The sequence below is a fragment of the Novosphingobium sp. 1529 genome (genome assembly GCF_040544855.1).
Taxonomy (GTDB): Bacteria; Pseudomonadota; Alphaproteobacteria; order Sphingomonadales; family Sphingomonadaceae; genus Novosphingobium; species Novosphingobium capsulatum.
This window is the reverse complement of the sequence record NZ_JBEPKW010000003.1, coordinates 1-18,474: the sequence shown is the minus strand read 5'-3', so window position 1 is coordinate 18,474 and position 18,474 is coordinate 1. Positions and strand designations below refer to the sequence as shown.

General features: G+C 66.0%; 15 protein-coding genes and 1 pseudogene. 7 read left to right on the top strand and 9 right to left on the bottom strand.

Annotated features, from left to right (window positions below; all coding sequences use genetic code 11):
* The 5 genes from ABIC78_RS08235 to ABIC78_RS08215 form a co-directional block, all read right to left on the bottom strand.
* Positions 1–1,401 (bottom strand): MFS transporter, encoded by a 1,401-nt coding sequence (locus ABIC78_RS08235; protein ID WP_354488874.1) that lies wholly within the window; start codon positions 1,399–1,401, stop codon positions 1–3.
* 2 nt (positions 1,402–1,403) lie between these two features.
* Positions 1,404–3,089, bottom strand: coding sequence for a GMC oxidoreductase (locus ABIC78_RS08230; RefSeq protein ID WP_354488872.1), 1,686 nt, complete (start codon positions 3,087–3,089; stop codon positions 1,404–1,406).
* Between the two features lie 20 nt (positions 3,090–3,109).
* Positions 3,110–3,745 carry a gluconate 2-dehydrogenase subunit 3 family protein gene (locus ABIC78_RS08225; RefSeq protein WP_354488870.1) on the bottom strand — a complete coding sequence of 212 codons (636 nt, stop codon included), beginning with the start codon at positions 3,743–3,745 and terminating at the stop codon, positions 3,110–3,112.
* 155 nt (positions 3,746–3,900) lie between these two features.
* Positions 3,901–4,953 carry a sugar phosphate isomerase/epimerase family protein gene (locus ABIC78_RS08220; RefSeq protein ID WP_062783799.1) on the bottom strand — a complete coding sequence of 351 codons (1,053 nt, stop codon included), beginning with the start codon at positions 4,951–4,953 and terminating at the stop codon, positions 3,901–3,903.
* 14 nt (positions 4,954–4,967) lie between these two features.
* The gene (locus ABIC78_RS08215; RefSeq protein ID WP_354488868.1) at positions 4,968–6,083 is read right to left on the bottom strand and encodes a Gfo/Idh/MocA family protein; all 1,116 of its coding nucleotides are present in this window, start codon (positions 6,081–6,083) and stop codon (positions 4,968–4,970) included.
* Between the two features lie 109 nt (positions 6,084–6,192).
* On the opposite strand from ABIC78_RS08215, the gene ABIC78_RS08210 reads away from it, so the two are divergent.
* The 4 genes from ABIC78_RS08210 (at position 6,193) to ABIC78_RS08195 (ending at position 10,206) form a co-directional block, all read left to right on the top strand.
* Positions 6,193–7,410, top strand: a complete 1,218-nt coding sequence (locus ABIC78_RS08210) for an MFS transporter (protein ID WP_354488866.1) — start codon at positions 6,193–6,195, stop codon at positions 7,408–7,410.
* A gap of 178 nt (positions 7,411–7,588) precedes the next feature.
* Positions 7,589–8,251 carry a TetR/AcrR family transcriptional regulator gene (locus tag ABIC78_RS08205; protein ID WP_354488864.1) on the top strand — a complete coding sequence of 221 codons (663 nt, stop codon included), beginning with the start codon at positions 7,589–7,591 and terminating at the stop codon, positions 8,249–8,251.
* A gap of 78 nt (positions 8,252–8,329) precedes the next feature.
* Positions 8,330–9,322, top strand: coding sequence for an isopenicillin N synthase family dioxygenase (locus ABIC78_RS08200; protein WP_354488862.1), 993 nt, complete (start codon positions 8,330–8,332; stop codon positions 9,320–9,322).
* Positions 9,319–10,206: a hypothetical protein gene (locus ABIC78_RS08195; RefSeq protein WP_354488860.1), complete on the top strand. Its 888-nt coding sequence runs from the start codon at positions 9,319–9,321 to the stop codon at positions 10,204–10,206. Before ABIC78_RS08200 ends, ABIC78_RS08195 begins: the two co-directional genes overlap by 4 nt.
* Before the next feature lie 102 nt (positions 10,207–10,308).
* Here ABIC78_RS08195 and ABIC78_RS08190 read toward each other — a convergent pair whose 3' ends face one another.
* The 4 genes from ABIC78_RS08190 to ABIC78_RS08175 form a co-directional block, all read right to left on the bottom strand.
* Positions 10,309–11,247 carry a LysR family transcriptional regulator gene (locus ABIC78_RS08190; RefSeq protein WP_022678421.1) on the bottom strand — a complete coding sequence of 313 codons (939 nt, stop codon included), beginning with the start codon at positions 11,245–11,247 and terminating at the stop codon, positions 10,309–10,311.
* An 80-nt stretch (positions 11,248–11,327) separates the two neighbouring features.
* Positions 11,328–13,802, bottom strand: coding sequence for a TonB-dependent receptor (locus ABIC78_RS08185; protein WP_354488858.1), 2,475 nt, complete (start codon positions 13,800–13,802; stop codon positions 11,328–11,330).
* A gap of 139 nt (positions 13,803–13,941) precedes the next feature.
* Positions 13,942–15,825, bottom strand: a complete 1,884-nt coding sequence (locus ABIC78_RS08180) for a tetratricopeptide repeat-containing sulfotransferase family protein (protein WP_354488856.1) — start codon at positions 15,823–15,825, stop codon at positions 13,942–13,944.
* Positions 15,822–17,198 carry an alpha/beta hydrolase family protein gene (locus ABIC78_RS08175; RefSeq protein ID WP_354488854.1) on the bottom strand — a complete coding sequence of 459 codons (1,377 nt, stop codon included), beginning with the start codon at positions 17,196–17,198 and terminating at the stop codon, positions 15,822–15,824. The genes ABIC78_RS08180 and ABIC78_RS08175 overlap by 4 nt, the downstream gene beginning before the upstream one ends.
* A gap of 330 nt (positions 17,199–17,528) precedes the next feature.
* Between ABIC78_RS08175 and ABIC78_RS08170 the strand changes: the two genes are divergently transcribed.
* The 3 genes and pseudogenes from ABIC78_RS08170 to ABIC78_RS08160 all read left to right on the top strand — a co-directional run bounded on the left by ABIC78_RS08170 (position 17,529) and on the right by ABIC78_RS08160 (position 18,453).
* On the top strand, positions 17,529–17,657 hold the full coding sequence (locus ABIC78_RS08170; RefSeq protein WP_354488852.1) for an Arm DNA-binding domain-containing protein: 129 nt from the start codon (positions 17,529–17,531) through the stop codon (positions 17,655–17,657).
* Positions 17,658–17,682: 25 nt separating this feature from the next.
* Positions 17,683–17,733, top strand: a pseudogene (locus ABIC78_RS08165) (hypothetical protein); the annotation flags it as partial.
* 144 nt (positions 17,734–17,877) lie between these two features.
* Positions 17,878–18,453 carry a tyrosine-type recombinase/integrase gene (locus ABIC78_RS08160; RefSeq protein ID WP_354488850.1) on the top strand — a complete coding sequence of 192 codons (576 nt, stop codon included), beginning with the start codon at positions 17,878–17,880 and terminating at the stop codon, positions 18,451–18,453.
* The last annotated feature ends 21 nt before the right edge of the window (positions 18,454–18,474 follow it).

Here is an 18,474-nt window from a genome sequence, read left to right as displayed (position 1 = left end):
CTAGTCGAACAGCCGGTGCGGCAGGCGCCAGGCAAGGCCGATGCACGCCAGTTGCAATGCCGCGATCACGGCCAGGGCGGCCATGGCGGGCGGGGCGAATGCCCTTGCGCCGGCGGCGAAATAAAGGCTGCCGACCAGGGCCACGCCCAATGCCGCGCCAAACTGCTGGCTGGTCTTCAAAAGCGCGCTGGCCGCCCCGGCATGATCGCGATCGACGCGCGAGACCACCACCGGGCCGACACAACCCGAGGTCATGCCCATGCCTGCGCCTGCCAGCATCAGGCACAGCCCCACGGCAAGCCAGGGCAAGTGCGCCATGGTAATCCCCCATAGCACCAGCGCCGTTGCCGGCAGCATCACGCCTGCACCCAGCACGAGCACCCAACGGCCGAGGCGGGGCAGCAGATTGCGGCTCATCACCCCAATGCCGAACATCGCGCCAAGCCCATAAGGCACGTGGAGCAGCCCGGTGAACAGCGGCGTCTGGCCACGTTCGGCCTGCATGGCAAAGGCAAAGACCAGCAGAAAGCCCGCGCCCACCGCGCCGAACACGATCGCCAGCGCCAGCCCCTGGCGAAAGCTGGCGATGCTGAACAGCGCCGGATCGAACAGCGCCGGCCGCCCGGCACCCACGCGTTTGCCGGCGTGGCGCCAGGCGAGCACGCCCAACGGCACCACCGCCACCAGGGGCCACAGCATGGCGCCGCCATGCCCGGCTTCCGCCGCGCCGATCAGGGGATGAAGCAGCGCCGCCATGGCCAGGCCGAACAGCGCCATGCCGATCAGGTCATACCCCGCAGGCCGGCTCGATCGCGCCTCGGGCAGGAAGACCAGGCCGGCGATCACCGCGCCCACGCCCACCGGCAGGTTGATCAGGAATACCGCGCGCCAGCCCAGATCGAACAGGTTGGCCTCGATCAGCAAGCCGCCCAGCACCGGCCCGGCAATCGCGGCAAGCCCGCCGATCACGCCGAACAGCGCCATGCGCGACACCCGCTCCAGCGGCGAAAACATCACCTGCACCATGGCCATCGCCTGGGGCGCCATCACCGCCCCGGTCGCGCCCTGCAACAGGCGCGCCGCCACCAGGGCAGTGCCGGTATGCGCCAGCCCACAGGCGGCCGATGCCAGGGTAAAACCGGTAACCCCCACCAGGAACATGCGGCGATAGCCAAAGGTATCGCCCAGCCGCCCGCCAGCCATCAGCAGCACGGCAAAGGCCAGCGAATAGCCCGCCACGATCCACTGCGATGCCTGGGCATCGGCACCCAGGCTGGCCTTGATCGCCGGCAACGCGGTGTTGACGATCGTCATGTCGACGATCTCGAGCACCAGGGCAATGATCAGGGTGGCAAGCGCAAGAGTCTTTTGGCGGTGGGTCAGGCTATGGGGGTCGATCACGCTCAGATCTTGCCTTCGCGCAACATCGATACGGCGGCATCGGCCGCGCGCGCGGTCAAGGCCATATAGGTGAGCGACGGGTTCTGGGATGCCGAAGAGCTCATCTGCGCGCCATCGGTGACGAACAGGTTGGCCACGTCGTGGGCCTGGCTCCACTGGTTGAGCACGCTGGTCTTGGGATCGCGGCCCATGCGCGCGCCGCCCATCTCGTGGATGGAACTGCCGCCTGCGCCCGGCCGGTCAAAGCCCATGATAACATGGCCGCCGGCCGCCGTGAGCATTTCGGCTGCATCGGCCTTGGCCTGGGCCAGGGCGGCATGCTCTTCCTTGCCATAGGCAAAGTCCACCTTGAGCTGCGGCAGGCCGTTGGCGTCGGTCTTGCTGCGATCGAGCGTGAGGCGGTTGGTCGGCCGCGGCACGCAATCGGCAAAGGTCACCAACACCATGCGCCACGGCCCGGGCTTGCGCAGCGTGTTCTTGTAATCGGTGCCGGTGCCCGCCAGCCGCTTGCCCTGCGTCCACGTGCTTTGCAGCGCGCCACCCTGGAACGAATAGCCGCGCGTGTGGCCAATGCCGTCCAGCGTGTCCATGTTGCGGTAGCGCGGGATGACGATGCCGGTCGGGCGATTGCCGAACGAAGTATGGCCCTCGAACCCCGGCATGATCGCCGTAGCCGAGAGGGTATTGGCGTGGTCCATGATGTGCGTGCCCAGCACACCGCTGGAATTGGCCAGGCCCTGCGGCATGGCATCGGTGGCGGAATTGAGCAGCACGTGCACCGAATTGAACGCACCGGCGTTGAGGAACACCAGCCGCGCGCTCGCGGTCTTGTGCACGCGGGCCTTGGTATCGAAATAGCGCACGCCGCGCGCGCGCTGGGTCGCGGGATCGAAATCCACCGCCTCTACCACGGCGTCGGTGATCACGGTCAGGTTGCCGGTGGCCATCGCGGCAGGCAACGTGCTCGATTGCGTGGAGAAATAGGCGCCATACGAGCAGCCGCGCGCGCAGATCGAGCGATACTGGCACGGCGCGCGCCCTTCCTCGGTCTTGGCCTCGGTCAGGTTGGCGGTCCGCCCCACGGTCAGGCAGCGTTCGGGCCAGCGCTTGGCGATTTCGGCGCGGGCGTGCTGTTCCACCACGTTGAGCGCCATGGGCGGCTGGAACTGCCCATCGGGCAACTGCTTGAGGCCTTCGTGCGCGCCCGAAACGCCCACGAAGCGCTCGACCTTGTCATACCACGGCGCCAGATCGGCATAGCGGATCGGCCAATCGGTGCCATGCCCGTCGCGGGCATTGGCGCCAAAGTCATAGTCTGACCAGCGATAGCACTGCCGCCCCCAGGTGAGCGAGCGCCCACCCAGTTGATAGCTGCGAAACCAGGTGAAATCGGTGCCGTCCCCGGTCTGATAGGGGTTCTGCGCGTCGTTGACGAAGTGGCCTTCGGTAAATTCGTTGAAATGGCGGTTGAGCATCTGCACGGGATATTCGCGCTCGTACAGGGCGGTATCGCCCTCCCCGCGGAACGGCATCTCCCACGGCGCCTTCATCTCGGTGTCATAGTCCTGCTGGTGCCGGATCTCGCGCCCCCGCTCGATCATCAGCACCTTGAGCCCGGCTTGGGTCAGTTCCTTGGCCGCCCAGCCGCCGCTGATCCCCGAGCCCACCACAATTGCATCGAAATCCATGGGAAAATCCTGTCTGCTCATCAGCCGAAGTCGATCGCCGTCCAGTCGCTGGAATAGGCGCGCGTGGTGGGCGTCACGGGCACGTCGGGGTCCCACCGGCCGGGCACGAGTTCATAGTTGAGTTCCTTGGAACCGCCGATTTCCGAGGTGTAATACCCTGTAAGGACAAGGTTCTTAATGGTGTGCCAGGGCTGCGCCATCGGCGCGTCGGCAAAGGCATCGCGATCCAGGCCCGCCACGGCGGCCTGCCGCGCCGACAACCCGGCGTGGGCAAAATCACCGCCGGCGCGGCGATCGAGTTCGAGAGCCAGCCAGCGCGGATGGTCAAAGCGTCCATCGGTGCTGGAAAAGCCCTCCAGCCCCGGTGTGGTCACCGGCTGGTGCGCGCCGCCCAGCCCGTGCGCCAGGCCCAGCAAGACGAAAGCGCCTGCGCCCACATCCCCCGCGCCCGCCGTGTCGGTACGCGGAATGACGATCTGTGCCACATCGCGCATCAGGCCCTGGTAGCGCACGATGTTCGCGTCCTGCGGCGCAGAAGCGGCGACGGCTGCAGCGGCCGGCCCAACGGCAAGGCCCAGCAACACCAACCCGGCGAGGAAATCCCGGCGCTGCCATCCCGTACCGGCTGGATGTGGAGAATCGGCGGCGACAGTCATGCATCCTCCCGGTGTACGATCGTGCGGGCGCCAGCGCGGCACGTGCGCCCGTTTAATTAGAATTTCAATTATTGTTCTGCATCGTGCCTGTCAAGCCTGCCCCGCCGACACAAATGGGCAAACGCTTGCATGACAGGCACTTGATCGTGGCGCGCTCAAAAGCCCATCAGCTGGCGATTGAGCGCGCGATCGGCCCCACCCGCGGCGAAATCATCAAACGCATGCTCGGTCACGCGAATGATGTGGCGGGCAATGAACGGGGCGCCTTCGGCCGCGCCCTGTTCGGGATGCTTGAGCGCGCATTCCCATTCCAGCACGGCCCAGCCAGCGAAATCGTATTGCGCCATCTTGGAAAAGATCGCGGGGAAATCGACCTGCCCATCGCCCAGGCTGCGAAACCGGCCGGGCCGATCGACCCAGGCCTGATAGCCGCCATAGACGCCGCTGCGGCCGCTGGGGCGGAATTCGGCATCCTTGACGTGGAAGCAGGCGATGCGTTCGTGATAGATGTCGATGTAGGCCAGGTAATCCAGGCACTGCAGCACGAAGTGGCTGGGATCATAGAGGATCTTGGCGCGCGGATGGTTGCCCGTGCGTTCCAGGAACATCTCGAACGTCACGCCATCGTGCAGGTCTTCACCGGGATGGATTTCATAGGCGGCATCAACGCCGTTGTCCTCGAACACATCCAGGATCGGCTTCCACCGTCGCGCCAGTTCGTCAAACGCATCCTCGACCAGCCCCGCTGGGCGCGCCGGCCAGGGATAGAAATAGGGCCAGGCCAGTGCCCCGGAAAAGGTGGCATGGGCCGACAGGCCCAGGCGCCGGCTGGCGATCGCCGCCTTCTTCACCTGGTCCACCGCCCAGGCCTGGCGCGCGGCCGGGTTGCCATGCACGGCAGCCGGGGCAAAGGCGTCAAACTGCGCATCGAACGCGGGATGCACCGCGACCAACTGTCCCTGCAAATGGGTGGAAAGCTCGGTGATCGCCAGCCCCTTGTCAGCCAGCATGCCTTTCACCTCGTCGCAATAGGTCTGGCTTTCCGCAGCAAGGTCGAGATCGAACAGGCGCTTGTCCCAGCTGGGGATCTGCACGCCTTTGTAGCCCAGCCCGGCCATATAGGTGCCGATCGCATCCAGGCTGTTGAACGGGGCGGCGTCGCCGGCGAACTGGGCCAGGAAAATGCCCGGGCCCTTGATGGTCTTCATGGTGTCAGGCTCCGTCAAACAGTCAGGGGCACCCAGCCGGCACCGGCGCGGCTGGCAGAAACGGCAGTGGCGATGAACGCCATGCCGCGCAGCCCATCGTCCAGGCCGGGCAGCAACGGCGCAGGTTCGCCCCGCAGCTGGGCGGCAAAATCGCGATAGAGATTGGCAAAGGCCTCGAGATAGCCTTCGGGATGGCCAGCCGGCGTGCGCGTGCGGGCCAGGGCATCGGGGCCCAACTGGCCACTGCCAGCGTGAACGATCTCGGTGCGCCCGTCCAGCTTGGTCAGTTCCAGCATGTTGGGCGTTTCCTGGCGCCAGGCCAGCCCGCCGCGATCGCCATAGAGCCGGATGCGCAGGCCGTTGCGCTCGCCCACTTCGATCTGGCTGGCCAGCAGCACGCCGCGCGCGCCATTGTCGAAACGCAGCAGCACCGTACAGTCATCATCCAGCGCGCGGCCCGGCACCACAATGCCCAGATCGGCCAGTAGCGAGACGACTTTCAGCCCGCTGATGAATTCAGCCAGGTGAAACGCGTGAACCCCAATGTCGCCGATGCAGCCGCCCAGCCCGGCGCGCGCGGGATCGACGCGCCATTCGGCCTGCTTGCCGGTGGCCTCTGTCGCAAGCCAGCCCTGGGGATATTCCACCACGATCTTGCGCACGGTGCCAAGCGCGCCAGACGCCACCCGCGCCCGCGCCTCGCGCACCAGGGGATAGCCGGAATAGGTATAGGTGACGCCGAACGGCAGCCCGGCGGCACGCACCAGGCCAGCGAGTTCGTCTGCCTCGTCCAGCGTGGCGGTCAGCGGCTTGTCGGTCATCACCGGCAAGCCTGCGGCCAGCGCCGCGCGGGCGGCGGGCAGGTGGTGGTGATTGGGCGAGACGATCGCCACGAAATCGATGCCATCGGCCCGCTCGCGTTCGGCGGCGAACATCGCCTCAAGCGTGGGATAGGCGCGTTCCGGATCGACGCGATAGACATCGGCGGCAGCCTTGCCACGCGCGGCATCGCTGGAGAAAACCCCGGCAACCAGCTCGATCTCACGGTCCATTTCCGCCGCATAGCGGTGCACCGGCCCGATGAAGGCGCCTGGCCCACCCCCGATCATGCCCATTCGCAGACGCTGCAAGTCACTCTCCCCGCGCAGTTTCGTTTGTAATCCAAATTCTAGTTTGATAGGGCCTGCGTCGTCAAGCAGGAATGGCCCCGGCTGAACGGCCCCGACGGGAGAATATCGAATGCAGCTCGCCCGCAAGTTTTACGGCTCGCTCACGCTCAAGCCCCAGGGCGCCACGATGATCGTGGCGGGCTTCCTGCCGGTTTTTGCCATCATCGCGATGTTCCCGGTGGTTGCCGCGATGATCACCCATTTCAAGAACGTGCCCGATGCCGCGATCCGCGTGCCGGCCATGGTTACGGCGCCGGGCTATGCCATTGCCGTGCTGGCGCCGTTTGCCGGGCTGTTCGTCGATCGCTTTGGCCGGCGGCCGCTGCTGCTGATCTGCACGTTTTTCTACGGCATCGTCGGCACGCTGCCGTTCTTCCTGGAAAACCTTGATGTGATCTTTGCCACGCGCCTGCTGCTGGGCGTGTGCGAGGCCGGCATCCTCACCATCGTCAACACCCTGATCGCGGATTATTGGGAAGATGGCCAGCGCCGCACCTGGCTGATGCTGCAGGGCCTGGTCGGTCCGGCGTTCCAGTCCATGGTGTTCCTGCTGGTGGCAGCGGTGGCGGCGTGGCGCTGGAACGGCAGCTTCCTGGTCTATCTCATCGCCCTGCCGATCTTTGTTGCGATGTATCTGTGCATTTTCGAGCCCGACCAGGCTAAGGACAAGACTCGTACGGCCGGTGCACCGGCGACCACGGCGGCCGATGGCCCGTTCCCGTTCGGCACGGCCTTCCTGGTCGGCGGGCTGACGCTGTTCTGCTCGGTTCTCTATTACGTGTTCATCGTCAATGGCAGCATCGCCTGGGCCGAAGTGGGCGTGACCAGCCCGATGGCGGTAAGCAAGGCCACCTTCGTGCCCAGCTTCTTCATCCTGGCCGGCGCGGTGCTGTTCCGCATCGTCTCGCGCTTTGGCAATGCCGTGCAGATCGCCACGTTCCTGGTGCTGTTCGCCATTGGCCTGGCTGGCGTGGGCCTGGCGCATTCGATACTGGAAATGCAGCTGGCGCTGGCGGTGCAGCAGACCGGCGCGGGCATGGCCGTGCCGGCGCTGATCGCATGGGCGCAGACCAAGTTCTCGTTCCGCCATCGCGGCCGGGGCATGGGGGTGTGGACCAGCTGCTTCTTCCTGGGCCAGGCCGTCTCCCCGATCGTGGTGGGCCTGGTGGCGCGCGGTGCGGGATCGATGCAGGGGGCGTTCCTGGTCGCCGGCGTGGTCGCGCTGATCGCCGCCATCGCGGGCGGCGTCCTGGGCCTGCGCCGGCCAGCAGCGTTGCAGCCCGCTTGAGCGCCGCAGCCACGCGGCGCGCCGGGCCTGGGCATGGGCTTGGGCCGGGCCTGGCGGCGTCCTGTGGCAGCGGTATGACAGGCCGGTTGGCGTTCGCCACAAATGCCTTTAAGGCGCAGAGGGATGCGCGCGCCGTTTCAGCGTGTGCCAGCATGGGGTTGCCTTGATGCCGCAGGACATGTCCGCCTTGGCGGATGCCGTCGAATTGTCGCTTGAATCCATGGGCCGGGCGCCGTTGCAGGGGCGCAGCAAGGCCTCGCTCGAGCGTATGCTGGCCACCGCGCGAACCCTGATGGTGGAGCGCGGCAACGAGGATTTCACCCTTCAGGAGGTGAGCAGCCGGGGCAAGGTCTCGATCGGGTCGATCTACCTGCGGTTCGAGAACAAGGACAGCCTGGTGCGCGCCGTGCTCTATCGCGCGACGCAGACGCTGGCGCAGGAAGAAGACACGATGCAGGCCGCGCTGGCCGCCTCCTGCGCCACGCTCAAGGAATTCGTGCCCCACTATGTGGAAGCCTATTCCGAAGTGCTGCGCCGCAACGCACCGCTGCTGCGGTTGACGATGATGCGGGCCGAGCACGACCCGCCGATTTCCGCGCTGGGCAAGCGCGCCGCGCTGCTCGCCGAAGCAAAGGCGCTGGCGGCGTTCATGCGCTATCGCGATGAAATTGCAGGGCAAGACCCGGAAATGTGCGCCAAGGCCGCGCACCATATCATCTTTGCCACCCTTGCCCGCCAGTTGAGCCTGGGTTCGAGCAGCGAGTCGGTCACCAACTATGACTGGAACGTGCTCAAGCGCGAGCTGGGGCGGATGTGCACCGCCTATTTCGCGGCTGCCTGAGCCCATAGACCAGATTGATGGCCGGCATTGGCATTTGCCGGCTGGCGTGGGGCAGGCAGAAGGGGAAGAAGATCGGCCATGCCCGATCACGCCCTGCCCCTTGTCGATATCTCCCGCCTGCAAAGCCCAAGCCGCGCCGATCGCCTGGCCGTGGCGCAGGAACTGGACCGCGCCTGTGTCGAGGCGGGGTTTCTCTATGTCACGGGATCGCAGATCGACGCCGGGCTGCGCGCGCGGCTGGTGGCGCGGGCGCAGGACTATTTCGCGCAGGATCTCGCCACCAAGATGCAGGGCTATATCGGCCTGTCGCACAACCACAGCGGCTATGTGCCGGTGGGCGAGGAGCAGTTCGGCAGCGGCCCGCCCGACCTCAAGGAAGCCTATGACATCAACATAGACTATCACGGCAGCGAGCGCCGCCCGCTGCTGGGGCCAAACCTGTGGCCGGCGATGCCCGGCTTTCGCGCCGATGTGCAGGCCTGGTATGCCCATCTTACCGGGATCAGCCACCAGCTGTTCCGTGCCTTTGCCCTGGCGCTGGGCCTTGCCGAAACGCATTTCGATGCGCACCTGCGCCACCCGCCCAGCCAGTTGCGGCTGATCCACTATCCCCACGATCCCGCCGCGCAAGACCGCCCCGGGATTGGCGCGCATACCGATTACGAATGCTTCACCCTGCTGCACGTTACCGCGCCGGGGCTGCAGGTGGTGGATCGGCACGGCGCCTGGTTCGATGTGCCGCTGATCGATGGCGCGCTGATCATGAATGTAGGCGACATGATGGAGATCATGTCCAACGGCCGCTATCTGGCCACCAAGCACCGGGTGAAGACCGTGGCGCAGGAGCGCTATTCCTTCCCGCTGTTCTGCTCGTGCGATTATGACCACGTCATCGCCCCGGTGGTGCGCGGCGAAGCCCCGCGCTATCGCCCGATCAAGGGCGGGGAACACCTGTTCAACCAGACGGCGCAGACCTTCGCCTATCTCAAGCAGCGCATTGCGCGCGGCGACCTGGTGCTCAACGATCCGGTGCCGCTGGCCTCGTTCGGCCGGCCAGAGGCGGGTGCATGAAAGTTGCCGATCTGCTGGCCGCGCTGCCGCCTCGGCCGCTGGGCACGGTGCCGTTTCCACGCCACCTGCTCGGCGCGTTCCGGCGCAAGAGCATCACCTTCTGCACCGGGCTGACCGACGAGGGTACGCCGGTCTATTGGTTCCAGTCACGCAGCTTCACGCTCGACCTGCGATTGCCCGGCCGCGACGACACCGCACTGACCGCGCGCCAGGGCTGGGTGGGCGACACGCTGTGGGATGCGCAGCGCGGCGAAATGTCGTGGTCGGTGGCGCGCAGCTATCAACCGCGCAACCAATGGCCTGAACCGGCGCGCCTGGCGTTCATCGGTAACAGCGTGCTCGAGTTCGCGCCATCGGGCGCTTATGTGGAGGATTGGCGGCAACTCGCCACGCCTGGCCCGCTGCTTGGGCTGCGGCTGCATCTGCTGCGCGAGCATGCGACCGGGACAGACCATGCCATGGACGGCGGGCTGATCGTGGCCGGCGCGCACATGGCCCTCGCGCGATCGCGCCTGCCGGCCATCGACGCCGCGCTGGCCACCACGCCCAGCCTTGACCACGCCCTGACCCAGGGCATCGCCAGCGCGGCGCAGATCGAGAGCTACGAAGTCTCGGTCGCGCTCGACGGCGCGCACATCACCCACACCACCATCCCGGCACGGCACGGGGCACCACTGCTCCACGGTGACTTCGCGCTCCAGGCCGATGGCCAGGTGCACCAGCACTGCACGATCGACGGCATGGCCTGCACGCTGGTTTATAGCCTCGATGTGCACGAGCCGGTGTTTGCCTTTGTCACGCAGACGCCCACCACGTCCGGGGGGCAAGCCTGGCTGGAGGCTGAACGCGAGCATCTGGAGCGCAATGCGCGGGTTTTGCGTTGAGAAAGCGGGACTCCGGATCAAGTCCGGGGTGAGGTAGGTGCATGTAATATATTGTTTTTTTCGTCACCCCGGACTTGATCCGGGGTCCCGCTGCCTTGCTACCTAGACCTCCCGCGCGCGCAGGTGGCCGGTGATCTCGTCGAGGAACAGCTGCGCCGGCGTGCCGCGCTCGGGCGCCTGGCGGGTGAGCAGGTACATCGGATAGGATGGCGCCAGGTCGTCGGGCAGCAGTGGCCACAAGTCCCCGCTCGCCACGGCCGGCGCGGCGGCGAGCGTGGGGAGGAAGCCGATGCCGGTGCCCAGCCGGATCAGGCGCAGTGCCTCGTGGATGTCTTCGGCCAGGCCCGTCACCACCGTGCCGAGGCGATAGCGCTGGCGCAGGTGGGTAATGGTGTCGACCTCATCCTGCCCGGTCAGCACGAAACCTTGTTCGCGCAGGCTGGCCATGGTGGCCACGCGCGTTCCGTAAAGCGGGCTGCTGCGCGCGCAATAGAGTTGCTGGGTTTCGGTGAACAGCGGCTCGTAGGTCAGCCCGGCGCGCACGCCGCTGTCGGTGCCCACGCCCAGTTCCGCCTCGCCGCGTTCCAACACATCGAGCACGCTGCGCCAGGGCGAGACGCGGATTTCGATGCGGATCGCGGGGTGGCGGGCATGCAGGCTGGCAATCGCAGCATCGAACGCAGGCGATACGATCGAGGACACGACCTGGATGCGCGCCAGCCCTTCGACCTGCTGCAGCGCCTGGGCAATACGATGGGGTGCGGCGCGCGCGGCCTGGGCCATGTCTTCACACAGCAGATAAAGCGCGCGGCCGGCTGCGGTCAGTTCCACCCCGCTGGCACTGCGATGCAGCAGGCGCGCGCCGGCGTGCTCTTCCAGCCGCTTGAGCGCGGCGCTGATCGTGGGCTGCTGCTTGTTGAGCCGGCGCGCCGCCGCGCCGATGCCGCCTGCCTTCACGATATCGGCAAACAGGCGCAGCAGGTTCCAATCGACCTGGGCGGCAAACAAGGGATTGGGCAGCAGAGGATCGGGCGCCGGCATGACCCTTACCCTATGCCAAGGCCCGGCCGGCGGCAATGTCAGGGGGAAGCAGGCACAGCCGCTTCCCCCCGATCACATCATCAGAACGCGTAGCGCGCGCGCACGCCGATCGTGCGGGGACGTGCCCACGAGATGCGGTCACCCGGCTGATAGACCTTGTAATAGGTCGCCCGTGCCACATCGACATACTTCACGCCGTTGATCAGGTTGTTGCCGAACAGGCCGATTTCCAGGCGGCCGATGTCATAGCTGATCGACGCGCTGACATTGTTCTGCGCGGGGATCCGCGCATAGGTTGCGCTGGGGCCATCGGTCACCAGCTGACCATTGGTGATCGTGGTCTTGTAGGGGTTGAACGTGGTGAACTGGTCGCCCTGGTATTGATAGCTGGCGCGCAGGTGGATCGACTGATCGGTGCCGACATTGGCATCGTAGAACAGCGAGGCCGACGCGGTCCATTGCGGGAAATAGGGCGTGCGGTTGCCGTCAAACGCGCCGACCGTGGGGATATTCCCGTTGGCGCGCGAGTCCGTGTAGGAGGCAAAGCCCGAGAAGGTGATTTCCGGGCTAAGCTTCACCGTGGTTTCCAGCTCCAGGCCCTTGGAGCGGATCTTGCCCTTGTTGTCGGTGAAGAAGTACGAGCAATCGAGCAGCAGGCGCGTTTGCACGTCGCTCCAGTCGATCCAGAACGCGCTGGCGTTGAACGTCACCTTGCCATCGGCCAGGCGCGCCTTTTCACCAATAGTATAGTTCCACAGCTTGTCCGGGCCGAACGTACTGGGGGCCGAGGAATAGCCATAGGACGCCAGGTTGTTCTTGCAGGTCTGCGAGATGCCGGTGTCGCCGATCGGCACGGGCTGGTTGGCCCCGCCATAGCGGAAGCCCTTGGCGACTTCGGCATAGACCATGAAGTCCTGGCTGGCCTTGTACGACACGTTGGCGCGCGGGTTCACGCCGTTTGACTTGAGCGTGGCGTTCTGTTCCAGCGGCACGTGATTGATCACGCCATAGACGCCGCTTTCAAACAGGTAATACTTTTCCTTGAAGTTGAAGTAGCGCAGGCCGCCCGACAGATCGAGCTTGTCGGTGATGTGCCAGGTGGCATCGGCATAAGCGGCGAACTGATGTTCGTCCGTATCCTGAAGACCCGAGAAGATGTCATTGGAATTGAACGCTTTGTCCACGGCCTTGGAATCATAAAGGCCATTGGCCGTCTGCGGGAACGGGCCATAGAAATAGTTCATGTACGACAGGGTATCGAACCCGGCGACGGGAATGTCCTGGACCAGGTGGCGGATCTGCTTTTCATAGAACACGCCGGCGGTCCATTTCACCGGGCCGGTATTGTCGGAAGCGAGGCGTGCTTCCAGCATGGTGTCCTTGATCTTCTGGTTGATCGAATACTGTTCATAGGGGATCAGCTTGCTCACCGCCGGATCAAAGCTGGTCGGCGCCTTGTAGAGCGGATAGGTCGTGCTGCTAACCGGCAGCGTACCGCCGCTGTAATCCTGGAAGAAATAGCCGATGGTCGGCTCGGTGCTGGCCAGGTAGCCGACATCGCGATCGGTATGCGCGCCGCTGATGATCAGGTGCACGCCGCCCAGGTCATAATCGCCCGAGGCCTGGTAGAGGCGGAACTTGTCGCTGGTGCCTTCCGGGCCATTGGTGAACGTGGTGTAGTCCGCCAACCCGCTCATGCCGGTGTTAAGGCCATTGGCCTTGCTGTGTTCATAGGTGAACGCAGCGTCGAACGTGAAAGCCGTGCTGGGCGTCCAGCGCAGGGCCACGCGTGCCTGTTCGGTGGTGTTGCTGTTGCGGTTCTGCCCGGCATAGGCGCCGACATTGTCGATGAAACCGCCATCGCGGCCGACATAGACATTGGCGCGCACGGCCAGCTGGTCTTTCACCAGCGGCAGGTTGATCATGCCGCGCACGCTGCCGCTGGCCGCACCATGTTCGGTGGAAGCGGCAGTGCCTTCGATCGAGCCGGATACCTCGTCGGCACGCGGCTTGGCGGTGACGAAGCGCACGGTGCCGGCCATCGAGCCCGCGCCATAGAGCGTACCCTGAGGTCCGCGCAGCACTTCCACGCGTTCCAAGTCATAGACCTTGAGATCGGGCGTCTGCCCCTGCACCGAGATCGGCGTATCATCGAGATAGACCGCCACGAGCGAGCGGTCCGAGGTGTCAGACGTGCGATAGCCGCCGGTCGACAGGCCGCGCATGTTGAACTTGTTGAAGCCCGGCGCGCTTTCGGTGATCGAGAGCGAGGGGACAAAGCGCTGCAGATCCGACAGGTTGCCCTGGCCAGACTTGGTGATCGTGTCGACGTTCACCACCGAAATCGCGATCGGCACCTTCTGCACCGATTCCGCGCCCGAACGGCTGGCGGTAACGACGATATCTTCGATCTTGCCGCTGGGCTGGGTGGCCTGTTCATCGGCCCAGGCCGGCGCCGTCGCCAGCATCGCGGCCGAAACCACGGCGGTGGATGCCAGGAGCCGCGCGGACAGGCGCGCACGGTGCATGGCGGACAGGAGGTCGCTATTGTTCATTATACCCCTCGCACTTTCTGATTTGACTCCCCGTGCGGGCGCTCGCCACCCGCTCGACCGCGTCTGGGCCGGTACTCGTCTTGAGCATTGCCAGCTTCGCACCAAGCTGGCGTGCAACAACTGTGTTAATCGCATGCGCTCATCGGATTTTGTCATCCGCCAGGCCAAGCGCCTGGGCCAGCGGGCCAAGCCAGGGCGCACAGGCCTGCCAGCGCGACAGGCCCTGGCGGTGCAGCGGCTGGCGCACCTGCTGCGCGCTGATCGTGCGCACGGCGCGCGGATTGTCGAAAAAGCGCAGGGTTTCAGGCGCAAAGGGCAGCCCGCAATGGCGCAGCAGGCGGCGCACCGTGCCTTCCGCGTCGTCAATCAGTTCTTCGTAGGCAACTGCCATCATCGCCTGGCCCAAACCCTTGTGCATATGCGCGGCCAATGCGGCAGCGGCGCGACAATAGCGGCCCAGCGTGACAAGATCATAGCTATAGCCCTGCCCGTCCGCGAAATCCTGGGCATAAAGCGAGAAACCACAGGCCATGGGATCGCGCGAAACGTGGATGATGCGCGCCTGGGGCAGCGCCACGCGGATCAGCGCCAGGTTGAACAGGTTGCCCGGCGCCTTGTCGACGAACAGCGGCCGATCGGTCTGCCGCACGCGCGCCACCCGCGCCAGATAGGCTTCGCCCAGCGCGCGCGCTTCGGGTGCGGTCAGTGCCGCCAGTGCCGACGCGCGATCGCGGGCGCGCCCTTCGCGGATCAGCCGCGTGGTCCATTGCCGCGCTAGCAGGGTGAAATCGGCCAGCTCGGACAGACCTTCGACCGCCGGGTGGCTGGCCAGGATCTGTTCGACCAGGGTTGAGCCACTGCGCGGCAGGCCGACGATGAACACCGGGCCAGGGCGCGGATCGCCCCAGTTGGCACGCGCGGCGAAAAACGGCGCGGGGCTGGCGGCGATCGTATCGGCAACAAATCGCTCGTGCGCGGCGATATCAAACGGCACCTGCGCGCGGCGCAGCGCATTGGCGCGGTGGAGATGGTCCATCGCCCCGGCCGGCTCCTGCGCATCGAGCAGGGCGCGGCCCAGCGCGAAATGGAGATGCGCGGCCTGGGCCGGCGCCAGGCCGGGCGCGGCCAGTGCCGCTGTCATCGCGGCATGATCCTCGGGCGCAGAGTGGAAGGTCTTGAGATTGGCGAGGCTCCACCACGGCTCTGCCTGATCGGGCCGCAGCGCCAGCGCGCGGCGGTAGGCCAAGACCGCGCCGGCCACATCGCCGGCTGCGGCCAGGGCATGGCCACGCACGTGCCAAAAACCGGCGTCATGAGGCGACAATGCCAGGGCCGCATCCAGCGCGGCGAGGGCGGCATCGACATCGCCGCCATGCAGCTGCGCTGCCGCCACGAGGCCGTGTAGTGCCGGATTGCCGGGATGGCGAGCGGCGAGCGGCGCCACCAGGGCCAGCGCCTCTGGCCCGCGCTGCTGCCGTTCATAGAGCAGCGCCAGATCGAGCGCGGCGGCAGAAAAGGCCGGGGCGCGGGCCAGGGCGGCCAGCAGCCATTCTTCGGCGGCATCCTGCCCACCTTGGACCAGGCTTGCCGCCGCCAGCAGGCGCAGCCAGCATGGATCGGCGCGGTCTATCCCCGCGAGCGCATGGCCCTGCGCCACGATCTGTTGCTGTGCCTGCGCCAGCGCCGGGGGCAGCGCCTGGCCCAGCACGGCGTGCTGGCCGGCCAGGGCATGGGCTGCGATCGCCGATTGCGGGTTGAAGCGATGTGCCAGACTAAAAGCATCCAGCGCAGCGGCATCCTCCCCCGCCATGGCATGGGCAGCACCGCGTTCATAGTGCACGCCCCAGGCCGTGCTTTGTGCCAGCGGCGCCAGCACACGCAGCGCCCCAGTGGCATCGCCACAGCGGCGCATGGCAGCCGCCGCCACGAAGCGCGCCTCCAACCCCTGCCCTGCCGCCAAGGCCAGATCGCGCGCCTGCGCCGGATCGCTGGACAGCAGGGCCTTGGCGCGCGCCAGGCTCATGGCGCGGGGGCCAGGTGGCGCAGAATCAGGCCGTCCTGATGGTTGCGCACAAAGCCTTTCCAGGTGGGGTTTTCGCCCCCCTGGCTCACCGCTGCATAGGGCGTGGCAGGGCCAGTCCACCCCGCCCTGTCAGAGCGTTCGGCCGGCACGGTGAGATAGGCCTGCATCGCCGCCTGGTGCTTGAGATGCACCGCCAGAAAGGCGGTAATGAAATGCAGGCTGATGCCGTTGAGCCGCGCCTTGCGCCACACCGGATCTTCGAACCAGTCCATGTCCCACAAGGCCTGGCGCATCTGCGGCGGCGCGGGATCGGTGCCGATCGAATGGCCGGCCCCCTCGAACGCCAGCATGGTGCGATCGCTGCCCGTGGCGCCGGCAAAGATCGTGGCCGGGCCGGGATCAAAGCCGACCGTGCGATCGGCCGTTCCGGTCACCACCATGAGCGGCGCATGGATTTGCGCCACGCCGCTGCCCCACACCGGCGATGGCCCGCCGCCAGCAGGCGAAATCGCCACGACAGCAGCAATGCCATCGGCGCGCAGATCGGCTGCGGCCGGGCCATTGCCGGCATAGGCCGCGCGCAGGGCGGCCGGCATGCGCGCCAGCCACGCAGCTGTGGGATCGAGCCGGGCACCCGCTGCGGTCAACACGCCATAGCCACCAAACGAATAGCCAATCAGCGCCACCTGCGCCGGATCGGCCAGCGGCCCCAGCAACCCGGCGCGCAGGCGTTGCAACGTCAACACGATATCGAGCGGGCGGCGCAGCATCATCGGCACGGCGCCGCGCGGATCGGTGATCGGCCCATCATGATGGGCGATGGCCACCACGACATAGCCCTTGCTCGCCAGGTTTTCGCCCAGCCAGCGCAGCATCACCGGATCGTTGTCAAACCCATGCGAGAGCAGCACCAGGGGAAAGCCCTGGCCCGCCGCCGGCGCATCGGCCACCGCGCGCCCGGCTATGGTGAAGTGCACCGGCGGCTGCGGCGGCTCTGCCGTCAGGCTGGCAGAATAGGTCACGGTGTGCGCGCCGGCCGCGCCGCGCGCGGGATACCAGATGCGCAACGGCAGGGTGCGCGTGCCGCGCACGACTTGCCCCGCCGCGACCGACGCCGTCGCATCCAGTTGCCCCGAGGCCACGATCGTGCGCGTCATGGTGCCCGGTACATAGGGGCCAGGCGCAGCCAGTTCGGGCAGGCCGGGCTCTGGCTGATCCAGGCCGATGGCCAGCTTGCCCGGCGCATTGCTGGCAGGCGGCGCAGCGGCGGCAGTCAGCATGGCAAGGCCCAGCAGCGCGCTAGCACGCGTCAGGCGCCTTGCCCGGCGCGCACCGGCGCCGACTGTACCGGTCTTCTCGGTTTCCTGTGTCATGATCCTCCTGGCGCGCTGCCCTGCATTCTTGGCCCCATGCTATGCCCTCCCCTCGCTCGCACGCTATCTCGTATAGGCAATTGCCTGTGCTTTCATGTTATTCCTGCGTCGGGAAAAGCTGGCGGAACAGCCGCCCGACCCATTCGTTGCCCACCCTTGGCACCATCTCTCATTCCACGGACGTCCGTGGACGTCCGTGAAGTGGCCGAAATCAGCTAAATTTTGTGGTATAGTCGTCCGACAACATCCGGGCGAATGCGACACCAATCAGGAACAAAATGGGTATCCTGATGGGTATCGTTCTCCGCCCTTCGGCGAGGCGATACCCAGATGAGCACCCTCTTTGCGACCACGATTGCGAACGCTAAACCCAAAGACCGGCCATACAAGATGTTCGATGGCGGCGGGCTGCATCTTTTCGTCAAGCCAAATGGCTCAAAGCTGTGGCGCCTGACCTAACAGTTGGCTCAGCAAGCAGAAAACCCTGTTTCTGGGCCAATGGCCCGATCTTAGCCTTGCCGACGCGCGCGCCAAGCGCGAAGAAGCCAGGCGCCTGCTCGCCACCGGGATCGATCCCGCCCACCAGCAAAAGATTGACGCCGCCAAAGCCAGGATCGAGGAAAACAGCACCTTCAAGACTGTCGCGCTTGAGTGGATTGCCAAGCAGGAGCGTGAGCAGTTGGCTGAGGTTACACTCAGCAAAGTTCGCTGGCTCCTAGACAAGGCTTATCCCAAGATTGGTACGCGACCGATCGCCCAGATAACCGCGCACGAAGTTCTCGTCGTCTTACGCGCGGTTGAGGCGACGGGCCGCTACGAAAGCGCGCGCCGCATGCGAAGCGTTCTGGGGCGCGTTTTTCGCTACGCAGTCGCCACAGCACGAGCCGAATGCGATCCAACCAGCGACCTCCGTGGCGCTCTGACCGCCCCCAAATCCAAGCATCTCGCCGCCATCACCACTCCACACCGCGCTGGGGAACTGATGAGGGCAATCGAGCGGTACACCGGCCATGCCATCACGCTGTTCGCTTTGAAGCTGTCAGCACATCTCTTTGTGCGCCCCGGTGAACTTCGCCAAGCCGAATCAGCAGAGTTCGATTTCGATCGCAGCGTGTGGAACATTCCGGCCGAGAAGATGAAGATGCGCCGCCCGCACCGCGTCCCTCTATTATCACAGGTTTTAGATGGGGTAACGGTCCGGCGTCGGTTGCGCATCCCTGATGCAGGGTTGGTGGCCTCCCGGTACGATGGTTGAACGGCGTCAGCGGTTGGGCTG

What these genes read in the sequence shown, in the direction of transcription:
- ABIC78_RS08170 (WP_354488852.1), top strand. Translation starts at nt 17,529, where the DNA reads ATGAGCACCCTCTTTGCGACCACGATTGCGAACGCTAAACCCAAAGAC.
- ABIC78_RS08180 (WP_354488856.1), bottom strand. Translation starts at nt 15,825, where the DNA reads ATGAGCCTGGCGCGCGCCAAGGCCCTGCTGTCCAGCGATCCGGCGCAG.
- ABIC78_RS08205 (WP_354488864.1), top strand. Translation starts at nt 7,589, where the DNA reads ATGTCCGCCTTGGCGGATGCCGTCGAATTGTCGCTTGAATCCATGGGC.
- ABIC78_RS08220 (WP_062783799.1), bottom strand. Translation starts at nt 4,953, where the DNA reads ATGAAGACCATCAAGGGCCCGGGCATTTTCCTGGCCCAGTTCGCCGGC.
- ABIC78_RS08200 (WP_354488862.1), top strand. Translation starts at nt 8,330, where the DNA reads ATGCCCGATCACGCCCTGCCCCTTGTCGATATCTCCCGCCTGCAAAGC.
- ABIC78_RS08175 (WP_354488854.1), bottom strand. Translation starts at nt 17,198, where the DNA reads ATGACACAGGAAACCGAGAAGACCGGTACAGTCGGCGCCGGTGCGCGC.
- ABIC78_RS08230 (WP_354488872.1), bottom strand. Translation starts at nt 3,089, where the DNA reads ATGGATTTCGATGCAATTGTGGTGGGCTCGGGGATCAGCGGCGGCTGG.
- ABIC78_RS08190 (WP_022678421.1), bottom strand. Translation starts at nt 11,247, where the DNA reads ATGCCGGCGCCCGATCCTCTGCTGCCCAATCCCTTGTTTGCCGCCCAG.
- ABIC78_RS08195 (WP_354488860.1), top strand. Translation starts at nt 9,319, where the DNA reads ATGAAAGTTGCCGATCTGCTGGCCGCGCTGCCGCCTCGGCCGCTGGGC.
- ABIC78_RS08210 (WP_354488866.1), top strand. Translation starts at nt 6,193, where the DNA reads ATGCAGCTCGCCCGCAAGTTTTACGGCTCGCTCACGCTCAAGCCCCAG.
- ABIC78_RS08185 (WP_354488858.1), bottom strand. Translation starts at nt 13,802, where the DNA reads ATGAACAATAGCGACCTCCTGTCCGCCATGCACCGTGCGCGCCTGTCC.
- ABIC78_RS08225 (WP_354488870.1), bottom strand. Translation starts at nt 3,745, where the DNA reads ATGACTGTCGCCGCCGATTCTCCACATCCAGCCGGTACGGGATGGCAG.